18 protein-coding genes are annotated in these 14,008 nt (G+C 67.7%); 9 read left to right on the top strand and 9 right to left on the bottom strand.

Annotation, left to right across the window (positions count from 1 at the left end):
• Window positions 1-127: 127 nt before the first annotated feature.
• Window positions 128-319, top strand: coding sequence for a hypothetical protein (locus QRN49_RS16465; RefSeq protein WP_284756709.1), 192 nt, complete (start codon window positions 128-130; stop codon window positions 317-319).
• Window positions 320-726: 407 nt separating this feature from the next.
• Here the strand turns inward: QRN49_RS16465 and QRN49_RS16460 are convergent, their stop codons facing one another.
• Complete coding sequence (locus QRN49_RS16460; RefSeq protein WP_284756706.1) at window positions 727-1,644, bottom strand: SDR family NAD(P)-dependent oxidoreductase; 918 nt, start codon at window positions 1,642-1,644, stop codon at window positions 727-729.
• Window positions 1,645-1,741: 97 nt separating this feature from the next.
• Between QRN49_RS16460 and QRN49_RS16455 the strand changes: the two genes are divergently transcribed.
• Both QRN49_RS16455 and QRN49_RS16450 read left to right on the top strand, forming a co-directional pair.
• The gene (locus tag QRN49_RS16455; RefSeq protein ID WP_182710769.1) at window positions 1,742-2,455 is read left to right on the top strand and encodes a TetR/AcrR family transcriptional regulator; all 714 of its coding nucleotides are present in this window, start codon (window positions 1,742-1,744) and stop codon (window positions 2,453-2,455) included.
• Window positions 2,456-2,695: 240 nt separating this feature from the next.
• Complete coding sequence (locus tag QRN49_RS16450) at window positions 2,696-4,135, top strand: PepSY-associated TM helix domain-containing protein (protein ID WP_259588199.1); 1,440 nt, start codon at window positions 2,696-2,698, stop codon at window positions 4,133-4,135.
• A gap of 159 nt (window positions 4,136-4,294) precedes the next feature.
• On the opposite strand, the gene QRN49_RS16445 is transcribed toward QRN49_RS16450, so the two are convergent.
• Window positions 4,295-4,510 carry a hypothetical protein gene (locus QRN49_RS16445; RefSeq protein ID WP_111054302.1) on the bottom strand — a complete coding sequence of 72 codons (216 nt, stop codon included), beginning with the start codon at window positions 4,508-4,510 and terminating at the stop codon, window positions 4,295-4,297.
• Between the two features lie 87 nt (window positions 4,511-4,597).
• On the opposite strand from QRN49_RS16445, the gene QRN49_RS16440 reads away from it, so the two are divergent.
• On the top strand, window positions 4,598-4,942 hold the full coding sequence (locus tag QRN49_RS16440) for a DUF2750 domain-containing protein (RefSeq protein WP_111030434.1): 345 nt from the start codon (window positions 4,598-4,600) through the stop codon (window positions 4,940-4,942).
• Between the two features lie 473 nt (window positions 4,943-5,415).
• The gene (locus QRN49_RS16435) at window positions 5,416-5,556 is read left to right on the top strand and encodes a hypothetical protein (protein ID WP_284756702.1); all 141 of its coding nucleotides are present in this window, start codon (window positions 5,416-5,418) and stop codon (window positions 5,554-5,556) included.
• Window positions 5,557-5,669: 113 nt separating this feature from the next.
• Here QRN49_RS16435 and QRN49_RS16430 read toward each other — a convergent pair whose 3' ends face one another.
• The 3 genes from QRN49_RS16430 to QRN49_RS16420 are packed head-to-tail and all read right to left on the bottom strand — an operon-like array spanning window position 5,670 to window position 7,903.
• Entirely contained in the window at window positions 5,670-6,266 is a 597-nt protein-coding gene (locus QRN49_RS16430) for a TlpA family protein disulfide reductase (RefSeq protein ID WP_111038906.1), read from the bottom strand.
• A 52-nt stretch (window positions 6,267-6,318) separates the two neighbouring features.
• Window positions 6,319-6,657 (bottom strand): ASCH domain-containing protein, encoded by a 339-nt coding sequence (locus QRN49_RS16425; protein ID WP_284756701.1) that lies wholly within the window; start codon window positions 6,655-6,657, stop codon window positions 6,319-6,321.
• Window positions 6,658-6,712: 55 nt separating this feature from the next.
• Window positions 6,713-7,903 (bottom strand): FAD-dependent monooxygenase, encoded by a 1,191-nt coding sequence (locus tag QRN49_RS16420; RefSeq protein ID WP_284756700.1) that lies wholly within the window; start codon window positions 7,901-7,903, stop codon window positions 6,713-6,715.
• 55 nt (window positions 7,904-7,958) lie between these two features.
• On the opposite strand from QRN49_RS16420, the gene QRN49_RS16415 reads away from it, so the two are divergent.
• Window positions 7,959-8,441: a MarR family winged helix-turn-helix transcriptional regulator gene (locus QRN49_RS16415; RefSeq protein ID WP_111030429.1), complete on the top strand. Its 483-nt coding sequence runs from the start codon at window positions 7,959-7,961 to the stop codon at window positions 8,439-8,441.
• Window positions 8,442-8,811: 370 nt separating this feature from the next.
• Here QRN49_RS16415 and QRN49_RS16410 read toward each other — a convergent pair whose 3' ends face one another.
• The gene (locus QRN49_RS16410) at window positions 8,812-9,522 is read right to left on the bottom strand and encodes an SDR family oxidoreductase (RefSeq protein WP_214523984.1); all 711 of its coding nucleotides are present in this window, start codon (window positions 9,520-9,522) and stop codon (window positions 8,812-8,814) included.
• Window positions 9,523-9,578: 56 nt separating this feature from the next.
• Between QRN49_RS16410 and QRN49_RS16405 the strand changes: the two genes are divergently transcribed.
• A complete protein-coding gene (locus QRN49_RS16405) occupies window positions 9,579-9,974 on the top strand; it encodes a MerR family transcriptional regulator (RefSeq protein WP_110864779.1) in 396 nt (131 codons plus the stop codon).
• A 9-nt stretch (window positions 9,975-9,983) separates the two neighbouring features.
• Here the strand turns inward: QRN49_RS16405 and QRN49_RS16400 are convergent, their stop codons facing one another.
• Both QRN49_RS16400 and QRN49_RS16395 read right to left on the bottom strand, forming a co-directional pair.
• Window positions 9,984-10,358 (bottom strand): VOC family protein, encoded by a 375-nt coding sequence (locus QRN49_RS16400; RefSeq protein WP_128781368.1) that lies wholly within the window; start codon window positions 10,356-10,358, stop codon window positions 9,984-9,986.
• A 131-nt stretch (window positions 10,359-10,489) separates the two neighbouring features.
• Complete coding sequence (locus QRN49_RS16395) at window positions 10,490-11,185, bottom strand: helix-turn-helix transcriptional regulator (RefSeq protein WP_284756697.1); 696 nt, start codon at window positions 11,183-11,185, stop codon at window positions 10,490-10,492.
• 100 nt (window positions 11,186-11,285) lie between these two features.
• Between QRN49_RS16395 and QRN49_RS16390 the strand changes: the two genes are divergently transcribed.
• Both QRN49_RS16390 and QRN49_RS16385 read left to right on the top strand, forming a co-directional pair.
• The gene (locus QRN49_RS16390; RefSeq protein ID WP_262132427.1) at window positions 11,286-11,849 is read left to right on the top strand and encodes a hypothetical protein; all 564 of its coding nucleotides are present in this window, start codon (window positions 11,286-11,288) and stop codon (window positions 11,847-11,849) included.
• A 239-nt stretch (window positions 11,850-12,088) separates the two neighbouring features.
• Window positions 12,089-13,159: a magnesium and cobalt transport protein CorA gene (locus QRN49_RS16385; protein WP_111102966.1), complete on the top strand. Its 1,071-nt coding sequence runs from the start codon at window positions 12,089-12,091 to the stop codon at window positions 13,157-13,159.
• Window positions 13,160-13,220: 61 nt separating this feature from the next.
• Here QRN49_RS16385 and QRN49_RS16380 read toward each other — a convergent pair whose 3' ends face one another.
• On the bottom strand, window positions 13,221-14,000 hold the full coding sequence (locus QRN49_RS16380) for a hypothetical protein (protein ID WP_284756696.1): 780 nt from the start codon (window positions 13,998-14,000) through the stop codon (window positions 13,221-13,223).
• Window positions 14,001-14,008 lie beyond the last annotated feature (8 nt).

Genomic DNA, 14,008 nt, shown 5'->3' with positions numbered 1-14,008 from the left:
TCGGCTTCGCACTCCACGGGTCCGCCCGATCCGAGCGTGACCGGACGAAGCGAACCTGAGTCGCCGGCAGCCTCGTTCGGCGGTCGATCGTTGTGCGAGACAATCCGCTCGCCGTTACGTTGAGCTGGTGAAGCCCCCGAAGTATCCGCGCCCGTTTGCGTGGTTCATGGTGATCGCAGCCAGTCTTCTGCTCGCGCTCGGACTGCTGAACTTCATCATCAACACCACCCGCCCCGGGTCGTGGCTTCTGTTGATGGTGCTCATGCCGTGGCCGCTGTATGCGGGCTTGAAAAGCTTGCGGGACGGCGAAGACCGCTAGCGGATCGGCTATCGAGACGCCTTCGCGGGTGGGCTTGTGCACTCTGGGAAGGTGGCGTCGTGCTTGCACCCGGGGTCAATACCGAGTTGGGCGTCGACGAGATGGTGCACTGACCACGCGGACCTCTCCTAAGAGGCTCGACGGGGGTCGGTGTTCGCGCTCGCGTTACCGGTCTTCGCGGGCCGCCTCTGAACCCGGAGGCGGCCGTGATAGCCACTTTGATGAAGGTTGATGTTCGGCGGTCCCGACCCGCGGGCGCCGTCGTATGACCGACCGGGGCGTCGCCGCTGCTAACAGTGCTCACCGCAGATGGCGGCACGAACGGTTCTGTCGCTTTTTACCCGCGCCGGAAGCCCCGCGCAGGCTCAGGACCGCACGCGGTGACGTAGCTCGGTGCCCCTGTGGTCTTAGGGGGCTGGGACTGCCGCGACGGGGAAGGTGACTCCGGTGAGCTCCTCTGACACCGTCCACAGGTGCTGCTGGACATCCAAGTCGTGCGAGTCTGCGCTGGACGTGACGATCCTGGGGGAGCCCTTGGTTTCGATGCGGTTGCCGGGTCCGTAGTACTGGCCACCGAGCACGCCCGGGTCGGTCGCGGCGCGCACGGTCGATAGCGCGCCCATCTCTGCAGGCTGCGTTAGTACGGGCGTGAGCCAGCTCACCGGCAGACGGAACGCGGCTGGCACGTTGCGGGTGAGGTCCGTGTCGGAGAAGCCCGGGTGGGCGGCGACGGCGACGGTAGTGCCATGGGGAGCGAGCCGGCGCTGCAGCTCGTAGGTGAACATGAGGTTGGCGAGCTTGGCCTGGCCATAGGCACCTGTGCGGCTGTAGGAGCGTTCCCACTGCAGATCGTCGAAGTGGATGGCGGCCTGCATCCGGTGTCCGATGCTGCTGACGGTGACGACGCGGGAGCCTGCGACGGGGAGGAGGCGGTCCAGCAGCAAACCGGTGAGCGCGAAGTGGCCGAGGTGGTTCGTACCGAACTGCAGCTCGAAGCCGTCCGTGGTGATCTTCTTCGGCGTGTACATCACGCCCGCGTTGTTGATCAGCAGGTCGATACGTTCATGTTCGTTCCGCAGGTCCGACGCTGCGGAACGGACCGAGTCAAGAGAGGTCAGGTCGAGTGGCTGCACCCGGACGTCACCAGTCATCCGGGCGGCCGCCCGCCGACCTTTCTCGACATCGCGAACCGCGAGGATCACCGTCGCACCGTGGTTGGCAAGCATCCGGGCGGTTTCGAAACCCAACCCAGTGTTGGCACCGGTAACGATCGCCACCCGCCCGACCTGATCGGGGATCTGCTGCTCGGTCCAGTCGTGGGTCATGATGCTCCTTTAAAAACCGATGGTCTCTTGCTACTAGCAAGTTAAGAGACTGCCGGTCTCTTGTCAAGGTACCGCCGGTCTTTACTAGAGTCAGGGCATGACGTTCCAACGAGCGCGCAGCGAAGAGCAACGAGAGATCCGGCGGCGGGTGATTCTCGACACGGCAGCGAGCATGCTCGAGGAGATGTCCGTGGCCGAGGTGAGCCTCAACGAACTGAGCAGACGCGTTGGACTGGCCAAGTCCAACGTTCTGCGGTACTTCGAGTCGAGAGAGGCGGTGCTGCTGGACCTGTTGGACGACTTCTTCGGGAGTTGGCTGGACACGCTCAAGCAGGAATTAGACGAGGCATGCGACACGAAGGCCACGCTGAAGGCGCGGGCCTCCCAGCTGGCGGAGATCCTCAGCCGCTCCCTGGCGCAGCAGGTTGTGCTCTGCGATCTGTTCGGCGCGCAAGGCGGTGTCCTCGAACACAACGTCTCGGTCGAGGTCGTGAAAGCACACAAGCGGTCCTCCCTTGCCAAGCTCGCAACGATGACCGAGCTCGTGCGCCGCCACCTGCCCGAGCTCGGCGAGGGTGCACAGATGTTCTGCTTCACGACCCTCGTGTCCGCGGGGGCGCTCTCGACCTACGTGCCGCCCGCGCCCAGCCTTCTCGCTGCCTATGCGGACGAGCCCGAGCTCAGCGTGCTGAATCTCGAACTCGTCGACGCCCTGAAGGCCGTCTTTACTTCGTCACTCGTCGGCGCACTACCCCGCACGGAAGCCGACCCACTGGCGCATCTCGACCGCGCTTCCGTTTCGTCCGCATAACGGGCGTCAGCGCGCTGAGCTGTGCCGGGATTGGTGTGCGCTCCACCGAGCCCTCTGGCTCCAACAAGTTGGCCTCTCCTCCTTCGGGCGTCGCGACCTGCATGCCAACGCATCATCCGAGCGGTGAGGCGCTACCGGATACGCCGAACGTCATTCAGTGAGCAGCAAGGGTCTTCTACAAGTTGTAGAGTGGCTGCCGTCGTGCACAGTGCGCGATTCTGAAGACCACTCGAGGACCCGATGACCGCCGTCGACGATCGTCCCGTCAACCCACTGATCGCGACTCCTCCCGGTCGGGAGGCCCGCCGGGGGTGGTTCGTTCAGCTGCTGCTCCGCCTGCACTTCACAGCAGGGTTATTCGTCGGACCGTTCATCCTGATCGCTGCACTGTCCGGCGCCGCCTACGCCCTCGGCCCTTCGATCGAGCAGGTCGTCTACAAGCACGAGTTGACGGCACCTTCATCGGCCGCACCACTCCCGCTCGCGGACCAGATCGACGCCGCGCAGGCCTACGTCAACCGCCATCATCCCAACGACTCACTGTCCGCCGTTCGTCCCGCGCCGGCACCGGGCGCATCGACGCGTGTCATGTACACCGAGGACGGGCTCCTCGAATCGCAGTCGCGCGCAATCTTCATCGACCCTGGAACTGCCGAGGTTCGAGGTGACCTCCTCGTGTACGGCACGTCCGGCGCGCTCCCGTTCCGCACCTGGGTCGACACATTCCACCGGTCGCTGTTCCTGGGCGACGCCGGCCGCCTCTACAGCGAGACGGCAGCATCGTGGTTGGGTGTCGTCGCCTTGGCCGGGCTCGGGCTCTGGATCGTACGGATCCAACGAGCACGCGCGAAGCGAGATCTCCTCCGTCCCGCCCGCGGAGTTCGTGGGTACCGCCGGCTCTTCTCTTGGCATGCGTCGACCGGTCTCTGGCTGCTGCTCGGTGCGCTGTTCCTGTCCGCGACCGGGATCACCTGGTCGCAGTTCGGCGGTGCGAACGTTGATGCGCTCCGAGCTGATTGGGGGTGGAGCACCCCCTCGTTGACGACGACCCTGTCTCAGGATCCCGCCGCGTCTGCAGGCGAGCATGCTGAGCATCACGGCGCCGCGGAGGTCGCGGGCAACGCCGGTCCTGCGACGCTCGCTCCGACGCTCTTCGACGAGGTCCTCGCCAAGGCCAGGACGGTCAACATCCACGCCGCGGAGGTCCAGATCACCGCGCCAGTGACCGCTGATCAGGCGTGGACCGTCGCCGAGATCAAGCGGTCGTATCCCACCGCGGTGTCGTCAGTTGCGATCGACCCGACGAACATGTCGGTGGTGTCCCGCACCGACTTCAGCTCGTACTCGATCCCTGCGAAGCTCGCCAGGTGGGGCATCGACACTCACATGGGGACGATGTGGGGACTGCCGAATCAAATCCTGCTCTTCGTCACCGCGCTCGGGATCGCAACCATGGTTGTCCTCGGCTACCTCATGTGGTGGAAGCGGCGCCCGACTGGCGGACGCGTCGGCCGAGCACCAGCTGCTGGCGCCATCGCCCGGGCACCATGGTGGGGAACCACCGCCGTGTTCCTGGTCGCGGCTGGACTCAGCCTGGCGCTCCCGGCTCTCGGCGTGAGTCTGCTCGTTTTCCTCGTCGTGGATGCGCTCGTGGTGACGTTTCGGAGGCGGAGTACCTGAGCGCGCGTGGTCTTGCGCCGGTGCAGGTGCCAAGTTCTGCGATTCGAGCGGAGCGTCGGTGGTCTTGCCCGTCACATCGACGGGGGAGGGTGGGCTGGCGCTCCTCGAAGCCGCGGGAGCTCGGGCGGACTCCAAGAGGAGCGCCCGGTGGCCGATCGGCTACCGAGAGCTCTGCTTGTCGCTTCGTCGTCGCCACTCCCCGCCGGCGTAGGCGAGCGTGTACAGCCCCACGATGGTGAGTGGTGAGATAGCCAAGAAGACCAACATCGAGTCGACGAGGACCAACAGCGACGCGGCGACGCCGAGAAGAACGACACCGACGAGGACCAGCGCCCACAGCGGCAGGCGTCGGCCCAGCCACTCGTGAGTCGTCATGATGCTCAAGTTACCCGTGGAACCACCCGACCGACGTCCCGATGGGCGATCGGCTACCGGCACGAGGGTCTGCGCTAGTTTTGTGGTGTGACTGTCAGTGCTGCACAGGCGTCGTCGTTCTTTCGTGAGATCGGCAGCAACGGTCCGGTGTGGACGGTCGAAGACAACAACGGTGTGCCGGCACCGAAGGCAGCCGATGGCCGCCGGGCAATGCCGTTCTGGTCTCGGCGGTCGCGCGCGGAGCGCGTCATCGCACAGGTTCCGGCCTACAAGGGCTTTCGACCCCTGGAGATTTCGCGGGTTGACTTCGAGAGCCGATGGCTTCCGGGAATCGAGAAGGACGGACTGAACGCAGGCCTGAACTGGTCGGGACCTCGTGCGACGGGCTACGACCTGACGCCAGAAGAGCTCCGAGCCCGGTTGACCGCCTAGCGATCCCGTACGCGGCGTTCCTCCGGCCCTCAGCGCCTGAGGAACTCGGCGACGAACGTCCCAGTTGCGATGACGCCTCCGAGAACAAAACCACAGCCGACGAATCGTGTGAGCTCCGGAGTCAACTGCCCTCCCCAGAACTCCCCTTGCACTTTCCGCGCGAAGCGGGAGATTGGCCTCGGGAAGAGTACGAGAACACAGCCCCATGTGACGCCGATCACTGCCAGCCCATCAAGAACGTGCCCACCTCGCTGGGCGTAGCGCAGTCGCGCAGCGCAAGCGATGGAAGCAGTACCGCAAGCCGATCGGCTCACGGGAGGTCTCCACCGGCCTCGTCACTGAACGAATGCCGTTGACCGCGAGGCGAGCTGATACGGATCTACGACGGTGACGATAGATTCGCACTCATGACCCCTTGACGCGTCGTACTCGCGACACTGGGTGCGCTGGTCATCGTCATCGGCTTCGTGTTGATGGCCCACTCGGACGGCACGCTCGACCTTCTGGTCGCGTTTCTCGTCATCTTCATCGGGTTCGCTGTAGTCCTGTTCACCACGGCTCGACCGGGCCAAGCGGCTCTCGCCCGCTACTGGGAAAAGTTCGAGAAGAAGTAGCCACGACGCCCGTCACTCCTGCCGGACCGTCAGGCGATACCTTCACGGGGCACCCCGCCGTCCGCGCTCGGCGCACTGACTGGCTCGTTGTTCAGGAGTCCGACGTCACGTCGTCACTTGTTGGCTTCGTCGATCAACGTCGTCAACACACTGCGATTGATCGGCCCGAGGATGCGGGCGCTCACCCGGCCCTCCTTGTCGAGAATGATGGTTGCCGGCGTCGAGTTGGGGGCGTTCGTCCCGGAGAACGCGAGTTGCACGGCCGCGTCCTGATCAACGGCGTTGCTGTACGAGACGTCGTGCTCCTTCACGAAGGCACGCGCCGTCGCTGCCGAGTCCCGGACATCGACGCCGAGGAACGACGCCTGGGCGTGCCGATCATCGCTGACGGCTTGGAGGTCCTTCGCCTCGACGCGGCAGGGTGCGCACGACGCGTACCAGAAGTTGAGGACGAGCGCCTTGCCACGGTACTGATCGGCACGGATGACCTTGCCGTCGAGGTCATGGGTCTCGAAAGTGACCCGTTCACCACGATCGTTCGCGGCGAACTCCGTGACAGCGCCGTCTCCCGAGATGTAGTTCTGCGTGCCGCCTTCGCGGTACTGCTTCGCGAGGCCGTCGCTGCCTCCCGTGCAGCCGGTGAGCGTCACCGCGACCGCGACGGCGACGCCGACCAACAGTGCAGGACCCCCGACTCGACGTTGCCTCATTGCGCCAGGGTATGCGCGCTGGCGCACACTCTGGTGTCCGTCAGCAGATGCCCTACAGAGATGGCCGAGTCATGAGTTCTGCCACTTCGACGACCGCGTCGTCCGGCATCTCGGGGTAGTAGTTCTCGCGGAGCTGTTCCCCGAAGCTCCGCATGTCCGTCCCCGGAGGCTGATGCGCCTGTTCTGCCGTGAGGGTGTCGAGCCGGTACCGGTGCACGGCGGTGATCGCGCCGGTCAACGGTTCGGCGGTCGGGTGATCGTCGAAGACGAACGTCGCCGCGCCGACCTGTACAGACTCGTTCCACCGCACGGTGGTGACCTTGTCGCCGCGGATGATCGCTTCGTGGTGCTTCTGGTGGAAGTGGACGGTACCTGGGGCTGTGTCGGCCATGCTCCCAGCTTGCCGGACGTCGCGGAGTGAGTGCGTCCCCTGTCACGCTGAGGACTCAACGATCGAGGAGGACCGGCAACTCGCGATCAGTCTCGGCGACCTGGGTGAGCTTCATGGCGACTGGTCGGAGCGGCCGTGACATCAACACCTTGTTGAGGAGCCCGCGGAGCGCGAGCGCCAGTCGGGACTGCGGGTACGCCAGTGCCTTGAGTCCGCGAGGGAGGTCCTGCACATCGTCGACCAGCGGGCGCATCCACGTCTCGTACGCGGTCAGCGCTGCTTCCTGGTCCTGCGTCACGTCGGCGAGCTCCGCGGCAAGGACGTACCCGGCGGTGAGCGCGAGTGAGGCGCCGCCGCCACCCATCGGTGTGACGCACCATCCGGCGTCACCGGCCATCACGACGTGGCCGCGGTGCCAGGTCCGCATCCGGATCTGCTGGAGCTGGTCGATGTAGACGTCCGGGGACGTGTCGAGCGCGTCCAGGACCCGTGGCGCCTCCCACCCGACTCCGTCGTACCTGCGCCGCACCGCCGCCAGCGTCTGCTCACGAGTCAGACCGATGAGGTCGTCCCCGGGAGAGTAGGCGAGGATCGCGCGGGTGGTGCCGTACGGGTCGGGTCGCAGGTGGACCTGGCGTCCGCGAACGGCGTTGTGCCACCGCCAACGGTCGTCATCGCTGTCGGTCCGCGGGATGGTCCCGAACACCATGGTGACGTCGAGGTCGCGCTGGTCGACGTCGCTCTCGGCGAAGACCATCGCACGGGTCCGAGACCGCACACCCTCGGCGATGACGAACAGGTCCGCGCTGAGGCGCTGTCCATTCGCGGTAGTCACGGTGACTCCCGCAGCGTCGTCGGCGACGTCCGACACGGTGTCCCCGTAGATGAAGGAGACGCCGGCCGGCAGGTTGTCGAGGATCGTTCGAGCGAGGTCGCCGCGCAGGATCTCGAGTTCCGCGGTCGCACCGCCGGCCCCGTCGGAGGGCAGTTCGGCGGTGACGGCCCCTCGCCCGTCGATGAGCACGGTGCCCGTCTCGGTGGTGTTCCGTGCCTTCACGGCGTCGAACAAGCCCATCTTGCGAAGCACGTCGCGCGCGACGCCTCGAACATCGACGTTCTGTCCGCCGTCACGGAACGCAGCGGCGCGTTCGATGACGGTCACGTCCCATCCGGTCCGGCGGAGCCAGTATGCGGTCGACAGGCCAGCGATACTGGCTCCTGAGATGACAGCGGTGCGGCTTGCCATGGTGTTCCTCCGTTGTGAGCTTTACAATAAAGATACTACACAGTAAAGGAATTTGATGGACGACGTGTTCGAGGCGGAGTGGGATGCACCCCAGGTCGAGGTGATGGAAGCGCTCCAGACCTGGGCGGTGGCGTTCGCGGAGCTCAACCAGCTGATGTCCTCCTGGCTCGACCTGCCGACCACAGATGCGAACGCTCTCGGACAGGTGCTCTGGGCCGACTCGTCCGGGGACCCGCTGTCGCCCGCACGGCTCGGGCAGCGGATCGGTATGACCTCCGGCTCCGTGACGGTGCTGCTGAACCGCTTGGAAGCGGCCGGTCTGCTCGCACGCAGCCGTGAGCACACCGACCGGCGCCGGGTGACGCTCCGTCCGACACCGGCGGCACGGGAACGTGCGCGGGCGTTCACGGAGAGGTCGACCGCCGAGATTGCTGCCGCCCTGCAACAGGTGCCTGCAGCGGAGCTCGAGCACCACGCCGCGTTCATCCGCCGCATGGTCGGTGCCGCGACGGACGCCGCGGACCGGCTCCGCAGGTAGCGGCCGTCGATTGCGGGGAGCCGCGTGGTTCGGTTCGATGCGCTCTCTTGCGACCATGATCGGGTGGAGCGTGGGCAGGGTGTCGACGCAACCTGAGCGCCGGTACGTCGAGGAGCACCCGTCAGCGGACCAGGCGCGGGAGCTGGAGCCCCTCGCCTCCTGAACTCGGGTGCCAGTGCTCTCCCTTCATCTCAGGAGCCGACCGGAGGCCGGGTGTCAGGGTTGTCGTCATCGATCTCGGGCGTCGCCGTCGCCGCAGCCGCGAAGCCCGGGTCCGAGCGCACGTCGGCGACACCGAGCGCGTCCGCAGCAGGCGGCCCGGCACGGCCGCACGTTGGCGGCCGTGCCGAAGGCTGCGTGAAGCCGACTCCTACGACGCGAGCATCTGCGCCACCACCGCGTACAGCTCCTTCGGGTCCCCGGCGAGCATCTGCTTGATCAACGCGGCCTGCTCGTCCACCACGACCTCGTAGTCGTCACGTTCGACCCCGTCCAGGGTGGCGCGCGCCACGTCCGCCGGGTCGGTCTTGGCCATCGAGATCCCCGCGGTCATGTCGGTGTCGGCCACTCCGAGGTGCACGGACATCACCGCGGTCCCTTGGCTGGCCAGCTCGTGGCGCAACGCGTTGCCCATGTTCCACAGGGCGGCCTTCGACACCGCGTAGGCGGAGGCTCCGGGCATGGCGAGCCAGGAGGCACCCGAGGCGATGTTCACGATGCTCCCACCGCCGTTCGCCGCCAGGACGGGTGCGAACGCGCGGATCACGGACAGGGTGCCCCAGACGTTCGTGTCCATGTCGGCGTGCGCTGCGTCCAGGTCGCCCAGCAGGGTCGCCGTGGTCGCGATCCCGGCGTTGTTGATCAGGAGATCGACGTCGGTCGCGACCGCAGCGGCCGCTGCGACGGACGCGGGGGAGGTGATGTCGAGGGCGAGGCGCTCGACGCCCTCGAGGTCGATCAGTTCGGGGCGTCGGGCGGTGGCGTAGACCTTCGCCCCGCGGGCGATCAGCTGTGCGGCGAGGTGGCGTCCGATACCGCGGTTCGTGCCGGTGACGAGGGCGGTGGCTCCAGAGAGGTTCATGCCCGCTACGGTAGAACCTGACGTCAACGTGAGGATCAAGCCCGAGGGACAGAACGATGCGGATCGGTGAACTCGCAGAACGGGCCGGCGTCAGCGTCCGGTCACTGCGGTACTACGAGGAGCAGGGGCTCCTCGAGTCGGAGCGGACCGCGGGCGGACACCGGGAGTACCGCGAGCCCGACGTCGCGCGGGTGCGCTTCATGCAGATGCTCTACGCGGCGGGCATGCCGAGTCGTCGGATCGTCGAGATCCTGCCCTTCCTCGACACCGGGGTCGCGACGCGGACGATGCTCGACCACTTCGACGAGGAGAGCGATCGCATCCGACGCCAGATCGAGGCCCTCGGCGCCACCCACGACCGCCTCGCGCGGCTCCGCGACATCGCGGCGGAGTCCGTCGCGGGGCGGCCGCCGGAGGAGTGCCGCTCGTCGGCGAACGCCGCCGCCGCCTGAGCACGCCGACTAGCTGGCGGCGGGCCTGCTGAACAGGTTGACGACGTTGCCGTCCGGGTCGCGGACCAGTGCGGAACGGTTGCCCCACGGCATCGTGGTCGGCTCCAGGACGACGTCGTCGCTGCCGAGCTGCAGTCCGGCGAAGTCGCCGTCGACGTCGGCGACCTCGAACTCGATGAGCACGGAACGGTTCGTGGCCGGCGTCAGCGCGCCGCTGAGCATGGCGACCGTGGCGGTGCTGGCGATCGCGAGGGTCGCACCCGGGCCGCTGAACTGCGCGAAGACCGGTGCGGGGCGCTCGGCCGGCTGGCCGGTGATCCGCTCGTAGAAGGCGACCATGCCCTCGAGGTCGTCGGTGATGATGCGGACGGATGCGAACGACATGGGGTTCCTCACGGTGGTGCTGCTGACTCGGAGCGACCAGCTTCACCGGCCGCCGCGACACCGTCCTGTCGGTGTTTCCGGAAACCGACCGCGTTTCCGGAAACCGACCGCGTTTCCGGAAACCGACCGCGCTAGTCGTCGAGGACCGGCCGGAGTCGTCCGTACTGGATCGCGAGGTCCTCGGATCGCAGGACGCGCTGCGCCGGCCGCTTGTCGGTGACCTCGACCGACAGCATCCGGTCGCCCCGGAACGCCCGCACCCCGTCGCGGGTCCGGCACCAGGCGATCAGGTACCACTGACCGTCCTTCCCGATCGACCCCAGCGGTTCGACGTCGCGGACGGACTCCGCTCCGCCAGCGTCCCGGTACCGGAGTCGCACCACCCGATCCGCGCGCAGGGCCGCCGCGAACTCGGCCGGGGCGACCGTGTCCTCGTCGTCCTCCAGGAAGTGCACCCGGGACGCCAGTGCGCTGGCTCGTGCGGCATCCCCGGCGGGCATGACCGCGAGCGTCTTCCTGGCCGCGGTCTGCGCCGCGTGCCGGAACGGACTCCGCCCCAGCGAGCCGAGCCCGATCAGCACCGCGAGGGCCTCGTCCGGCGTGAAACCCGCCGGGCCGAGCGTCGCGGACGCGTCGATGACGTACCCGCCGGTCCGGCCGGGCTCCGCCCAGATGGGCAGACCCGCCTGCTGCAGCGCGGAGATGTCCCGTTCGATGGTCCGGACCGACACCTCGAACCGCTCCGCGAGACGACGCGCGCTCCGCGGCTGCGGGGCGACGGCGCGCAACTCCTCCACGAGGCCGTAGAGCCGGTCGGTGCGATTCACCTCGCCATCTTCGCTGTCGTGCCGAGGGTTCCGTCAGATCCACGCCGTCCCGTCTGCCACGTGCTCGTGGGGCTCGTGTCCGTCGGCCTAGGCTGCGAGGGTGTCCGCAGCCCTGACCGTCGAACTCCTCCGGACGTTCGGTGTTGCTCTCGAACCCGGCTTGACGGAACGGGAACTGGCGCGGGCTGAGCGTCGGTACGGCGTCCGGTTCGGCGCGGACCACCGAGCCCTGCTCTCCCTCGCGCTGCCGAGCGGGGACGGCTGGTTCGACTGGCGCGCGCGGAACGACGAACGACTGCGGCGAGCGATCCGGTGGCCGGTCGAGGGCGCCCTGTTCGACGTCCGTCACGACGCCTTCTGGCCCGGGTCGTGGGGCGAGCGACCCGGCGACGAGTCGCAGCGTCTCGAGGTGGCTGAGCGGCACCTTCGGCAGTGGCCGCAGCTGGTGCCGTTGTACTCGCACCGCTACCTGCCTGCCGCGCCGCTCGGCAGCGGGGCGCCGGTCTTCTCGGTGCACCAGACGGACGTGGTCATCTACGGCGATGATCTCGTCGACTACGTCAAGCGTGAGTTCCGGCCGGATCGTACCGAGTGGGAGACCAGCGTCGGGATGCACGACCTGGAGCCGTGGACGCTGCTCGCCTTCGGCGAGGACGTGCCCTGAACGCAACGAGCGGATCGGACTGCCGGCGGTCCTGAACGCGACGGCTGCCGGACTGGAGGCACGGTGCCAGCTGGCACCGTGCCTCCAGTCCGTCCTGGGGTCGTGCCCAGGGCGTGTCAGGACTCCGACAGGAATCCGGCGCGCAGCGTGAGGGCTCCGTCAGGGAAGGGCTCGCGCCGTCGGCGGTCCGGCATGATCGGCAGGTTGCCCGCATGCACCACGGAACCAGGAGGACACCGGTGGCCCTCATCGACAACGGCATCTACGTCAACGGAACCCGAACGGAGTCGCCGCAGGACCTCAGCCTGACCGACGAGGCGCTCGACGCTGCCGGAAGCGGCGCGATGGCCTGGATCGGGCTGTTCCGACCGACGGCCGCCGAACTGGCCTCGGTCGCGGACGAGTTCGGGCTGCACCCGCTCGCGGTCGAGGACGCGCACAAGGGGCACCAGCGGGCGAAGCTCGAGCGCTACGGCGACACCCTGTTCGTGGTGCTGCGACCCGCCTGGTACGACGAGGACGAGGAGACCGTCGAGTTCGGTGAGGTACACCTGTTCACCGGGCGCGACTTCGTCGTGACCGTCCGGCATGCGGAGCAGCCGAACCTCGCCGACGTGCGGAAGCGACTCGAAGCCGATCCGGACGCCCTCGGGCGCGGGTCCGAGGCGGTGCTCTGCGCGGTCCTCGACGAGGTCATCGACAGCTACGCCCCGGTCGTCGCCGGGCTGCAGGACGACATCGACGACATCGAGGACGACCTGTTCGACGGGGACGTCGACCCGGCGTCCTCGCGGCGGATCTACCAGCTGCTCAGCGAGGTCATCGGGTTCCAGCGCGCCATCGGCCCGCTGCCCGGGATGCTCAACGCGTTGCTGCGCGGCGCCGAGAAGTACGGCACGGACACCGAGGTGCAGAACCAGCTGCGGAACGTGCTGGACCACGCGATCCGCGTCACCGAGCGCGTGGACACGTTCCGGACGCTGCTCGAGAACGCCCTCACCCTGCACTCGACCCTGGTGACGCAGGAGCAGAACGACGCGATGCGCCGGATGACCAGCGCGAGCCTGGCACAGGGGGAGGAGAGCCGGCGGCTGGCGCGGGCGTCGATGGAGCAGGGCGAAGAGGTGAAGAAGATCTCGTCGTGGGCGGCGATCCTGTTCGCTCCCACGTTGGTCGCGTCGATCTACGGCATGAACTTCGAGCACATGCCCGAGCTGCGGTGGGTGTGGGGGTACCCGGCGGCGATCGTCGCGATGGTCCTGTTGGCGGTCGTGCTGTGGGCGGTGTTCAAGCGGCGGCACTGGCTCTGAGCGTGCGTGACGACGGACTGGAGGCGCGGTGCCAGCTGGCGCCGCGCCTCCAGTCCGCCGGTCAGTCCGTCCAGGTCTGCTGGACGAGCGCTTTCAGGAGGCCGTCGGTCGGGACGTTCGACTGCGTGATCGAGATCCAGGTGTCGCCGCGCACGAAGAACGTGTGCGTCGTCTCCACCTGATCCGAGTAGTACATCGACGTCTCGGTGTGCTGGCACGAACGTCCACCGAGCGTGTCGGTGCAGGTCCAGTCCTTGTCGGCGACGACGCGGAGGCGAGCCTGCAGGACGTCACGATCTGCCGTGCCCATCTCGAGGAACAGCCCCTCGTCGCCCTCGGAGGTACCGCCCGGTGTCCAGGAACAGACCAGCTCCGCGTCCTCCTTGAACGGGGTCTCGGGGTCGATGTAGTAGTCGGTCCTGCCGCCCGGTACCTGGGGTCGGAACTGGGTGATCTCCAGCGAACCGAACAAGCGCGGAGCATCGGCGGCCGGCACGGCGTCGGTGCACGCCCCGGGGATCGTCGCCGTGGTGTCGGCCGGCGCCGGGGTCGGCGTGATGCGGGCCGCGGACGGTGACGGTGACCCGGTCGGTGTCGGTGTCGGCGGTGCAGAGGACGGCACGGGTGCGGGTGCTGCGGCGAAGGGCGTCGGAACGAGTCCGAGCGCCACCGAACCGCTCGCGGTGCCGAGGCCGAGCACGCCGATCAACGCCACGATGAGGCCGACGCGACGGCGTGCTGAGGCCGGGCGTGGCTTGTCGTGCATGCCCCGGACGACCTGCTGCCGCATGCCGGCGAGCATCCGCTGCATCTCGTCGCCACCGGGCGGCTCGTTGCTCATCGGGGACC

It is taken from the genome of Curtobacterium sp. ME-Dv--P-122a (assembly GCF_030209645.1).
Classification (GTDB): domain Bacteria; phylum Actinomycetota; class Actinomycetes; order Actinomycetales; family Microbacteriaceae; genus Curtobacterium; species Curtobacterium flaccumfaciens.
Note: the sequence above shows the minus strand (reverse complement) of the source record. Positions and strands in the feature narration are given on the sequence as shown.

Excerpts from the sequence above, each read along its gene's own strand:
- QRN49_RS16400 (WP_128781368.1), bottom strand. The coding sequence starts at position 10,358 with ATGTCGTTCGCATCCGTCCGCATCATCACCGACGACCTCGAGGGCATG.
- QRN49_RS16415 (WP_111030429.1), top strand. The coding sequence starts at position 7,959 with ATGGACGACGTGTTCGAGGCGGAGTGGGATGCACCCCAGGTCGAGGTG.
- QRN49_RS16460 (WP_284756706.1), bottom strand. The coding sequence starts at position 1,644 with ATGACCCACGACTGGACCGAGCAGCAGATCCCCGATCAGGTCGGGCGG.
- QRN49_RS16445 (WP_111054302.1), bottom strand. The coding sequence starts at position 4,510 with ATGACGACTCACGAGTGGCTGGGCCGACGCCTGCCGCTGTGGGCGCTG.
- QRN49_RS16430 (WP_111038906.1), bottom strand. The coding sequence starts at position 6,266 with ATGAGGCAACGTCGAGTCGGGGGTCCTGCACTGTTGGTCGGCGTCGCC.
- QRN49_RS16410 (WP_214523984.1), bottom strand. The coding sequence starts at position 9,522 with ATGAACCTCTCTGGAGCCACCGCCCTCGTCACCGGCACGAACCGCGGT.
- QRN49_RS16405 (WP_110864779.1), top strand. The coding sequence starts at position 9,579 with ATGCGGATCGGTGAACTCGCAGAACGGGCCGGCGTCAGCGTCCGGTCA.
- QRN49_RS16380 (WP_284756696.1), bottom strand. The coding sequence starts at position 14,000 with ATGAGCAACGAGCCGCCCGGTGGCGACGAGATGCAGCGGATGCTCGCC.
- QRN49_RS16450 (WP_259588199.1), top strand. The coding sequence starts at position 2,696 with ATGACCGCCGTCGACGATCGTCCCGTCAACCCACTGATCGCGACTCCT.
- QRN49_RS16455 (WP_182710769.1), top strand. The coding sequence starts at position 1,742 with ATGACGTTCCAACGAGCGCGCAGCGAAGAGCAACGAGAGATCCGGCGG.
- QRN49_RS16435 (WP_284756702.1), top strand. The coding sequence starts at position 5,416 with ATGGCCCACTCGGACGGCACGCTCGACCTTCTGGTCGCGTTTCTCGTC.
- QRN49_RS16420 (WP_284756700.1), bottom strand. The coding sequence starts at position 7,903 with ATGGCAAGCCGCACCGCTGTCATCTCAGGAGCCAGTATCGCTGGCCTG.
- QRN49_RS16425 (WP_284756701.1), bottom strand. The coding sequence starts at position 6,657 with ATGGCCGACACAGCCCCAGGTACCGTCCACTTCCACCAGAAGCACCAC.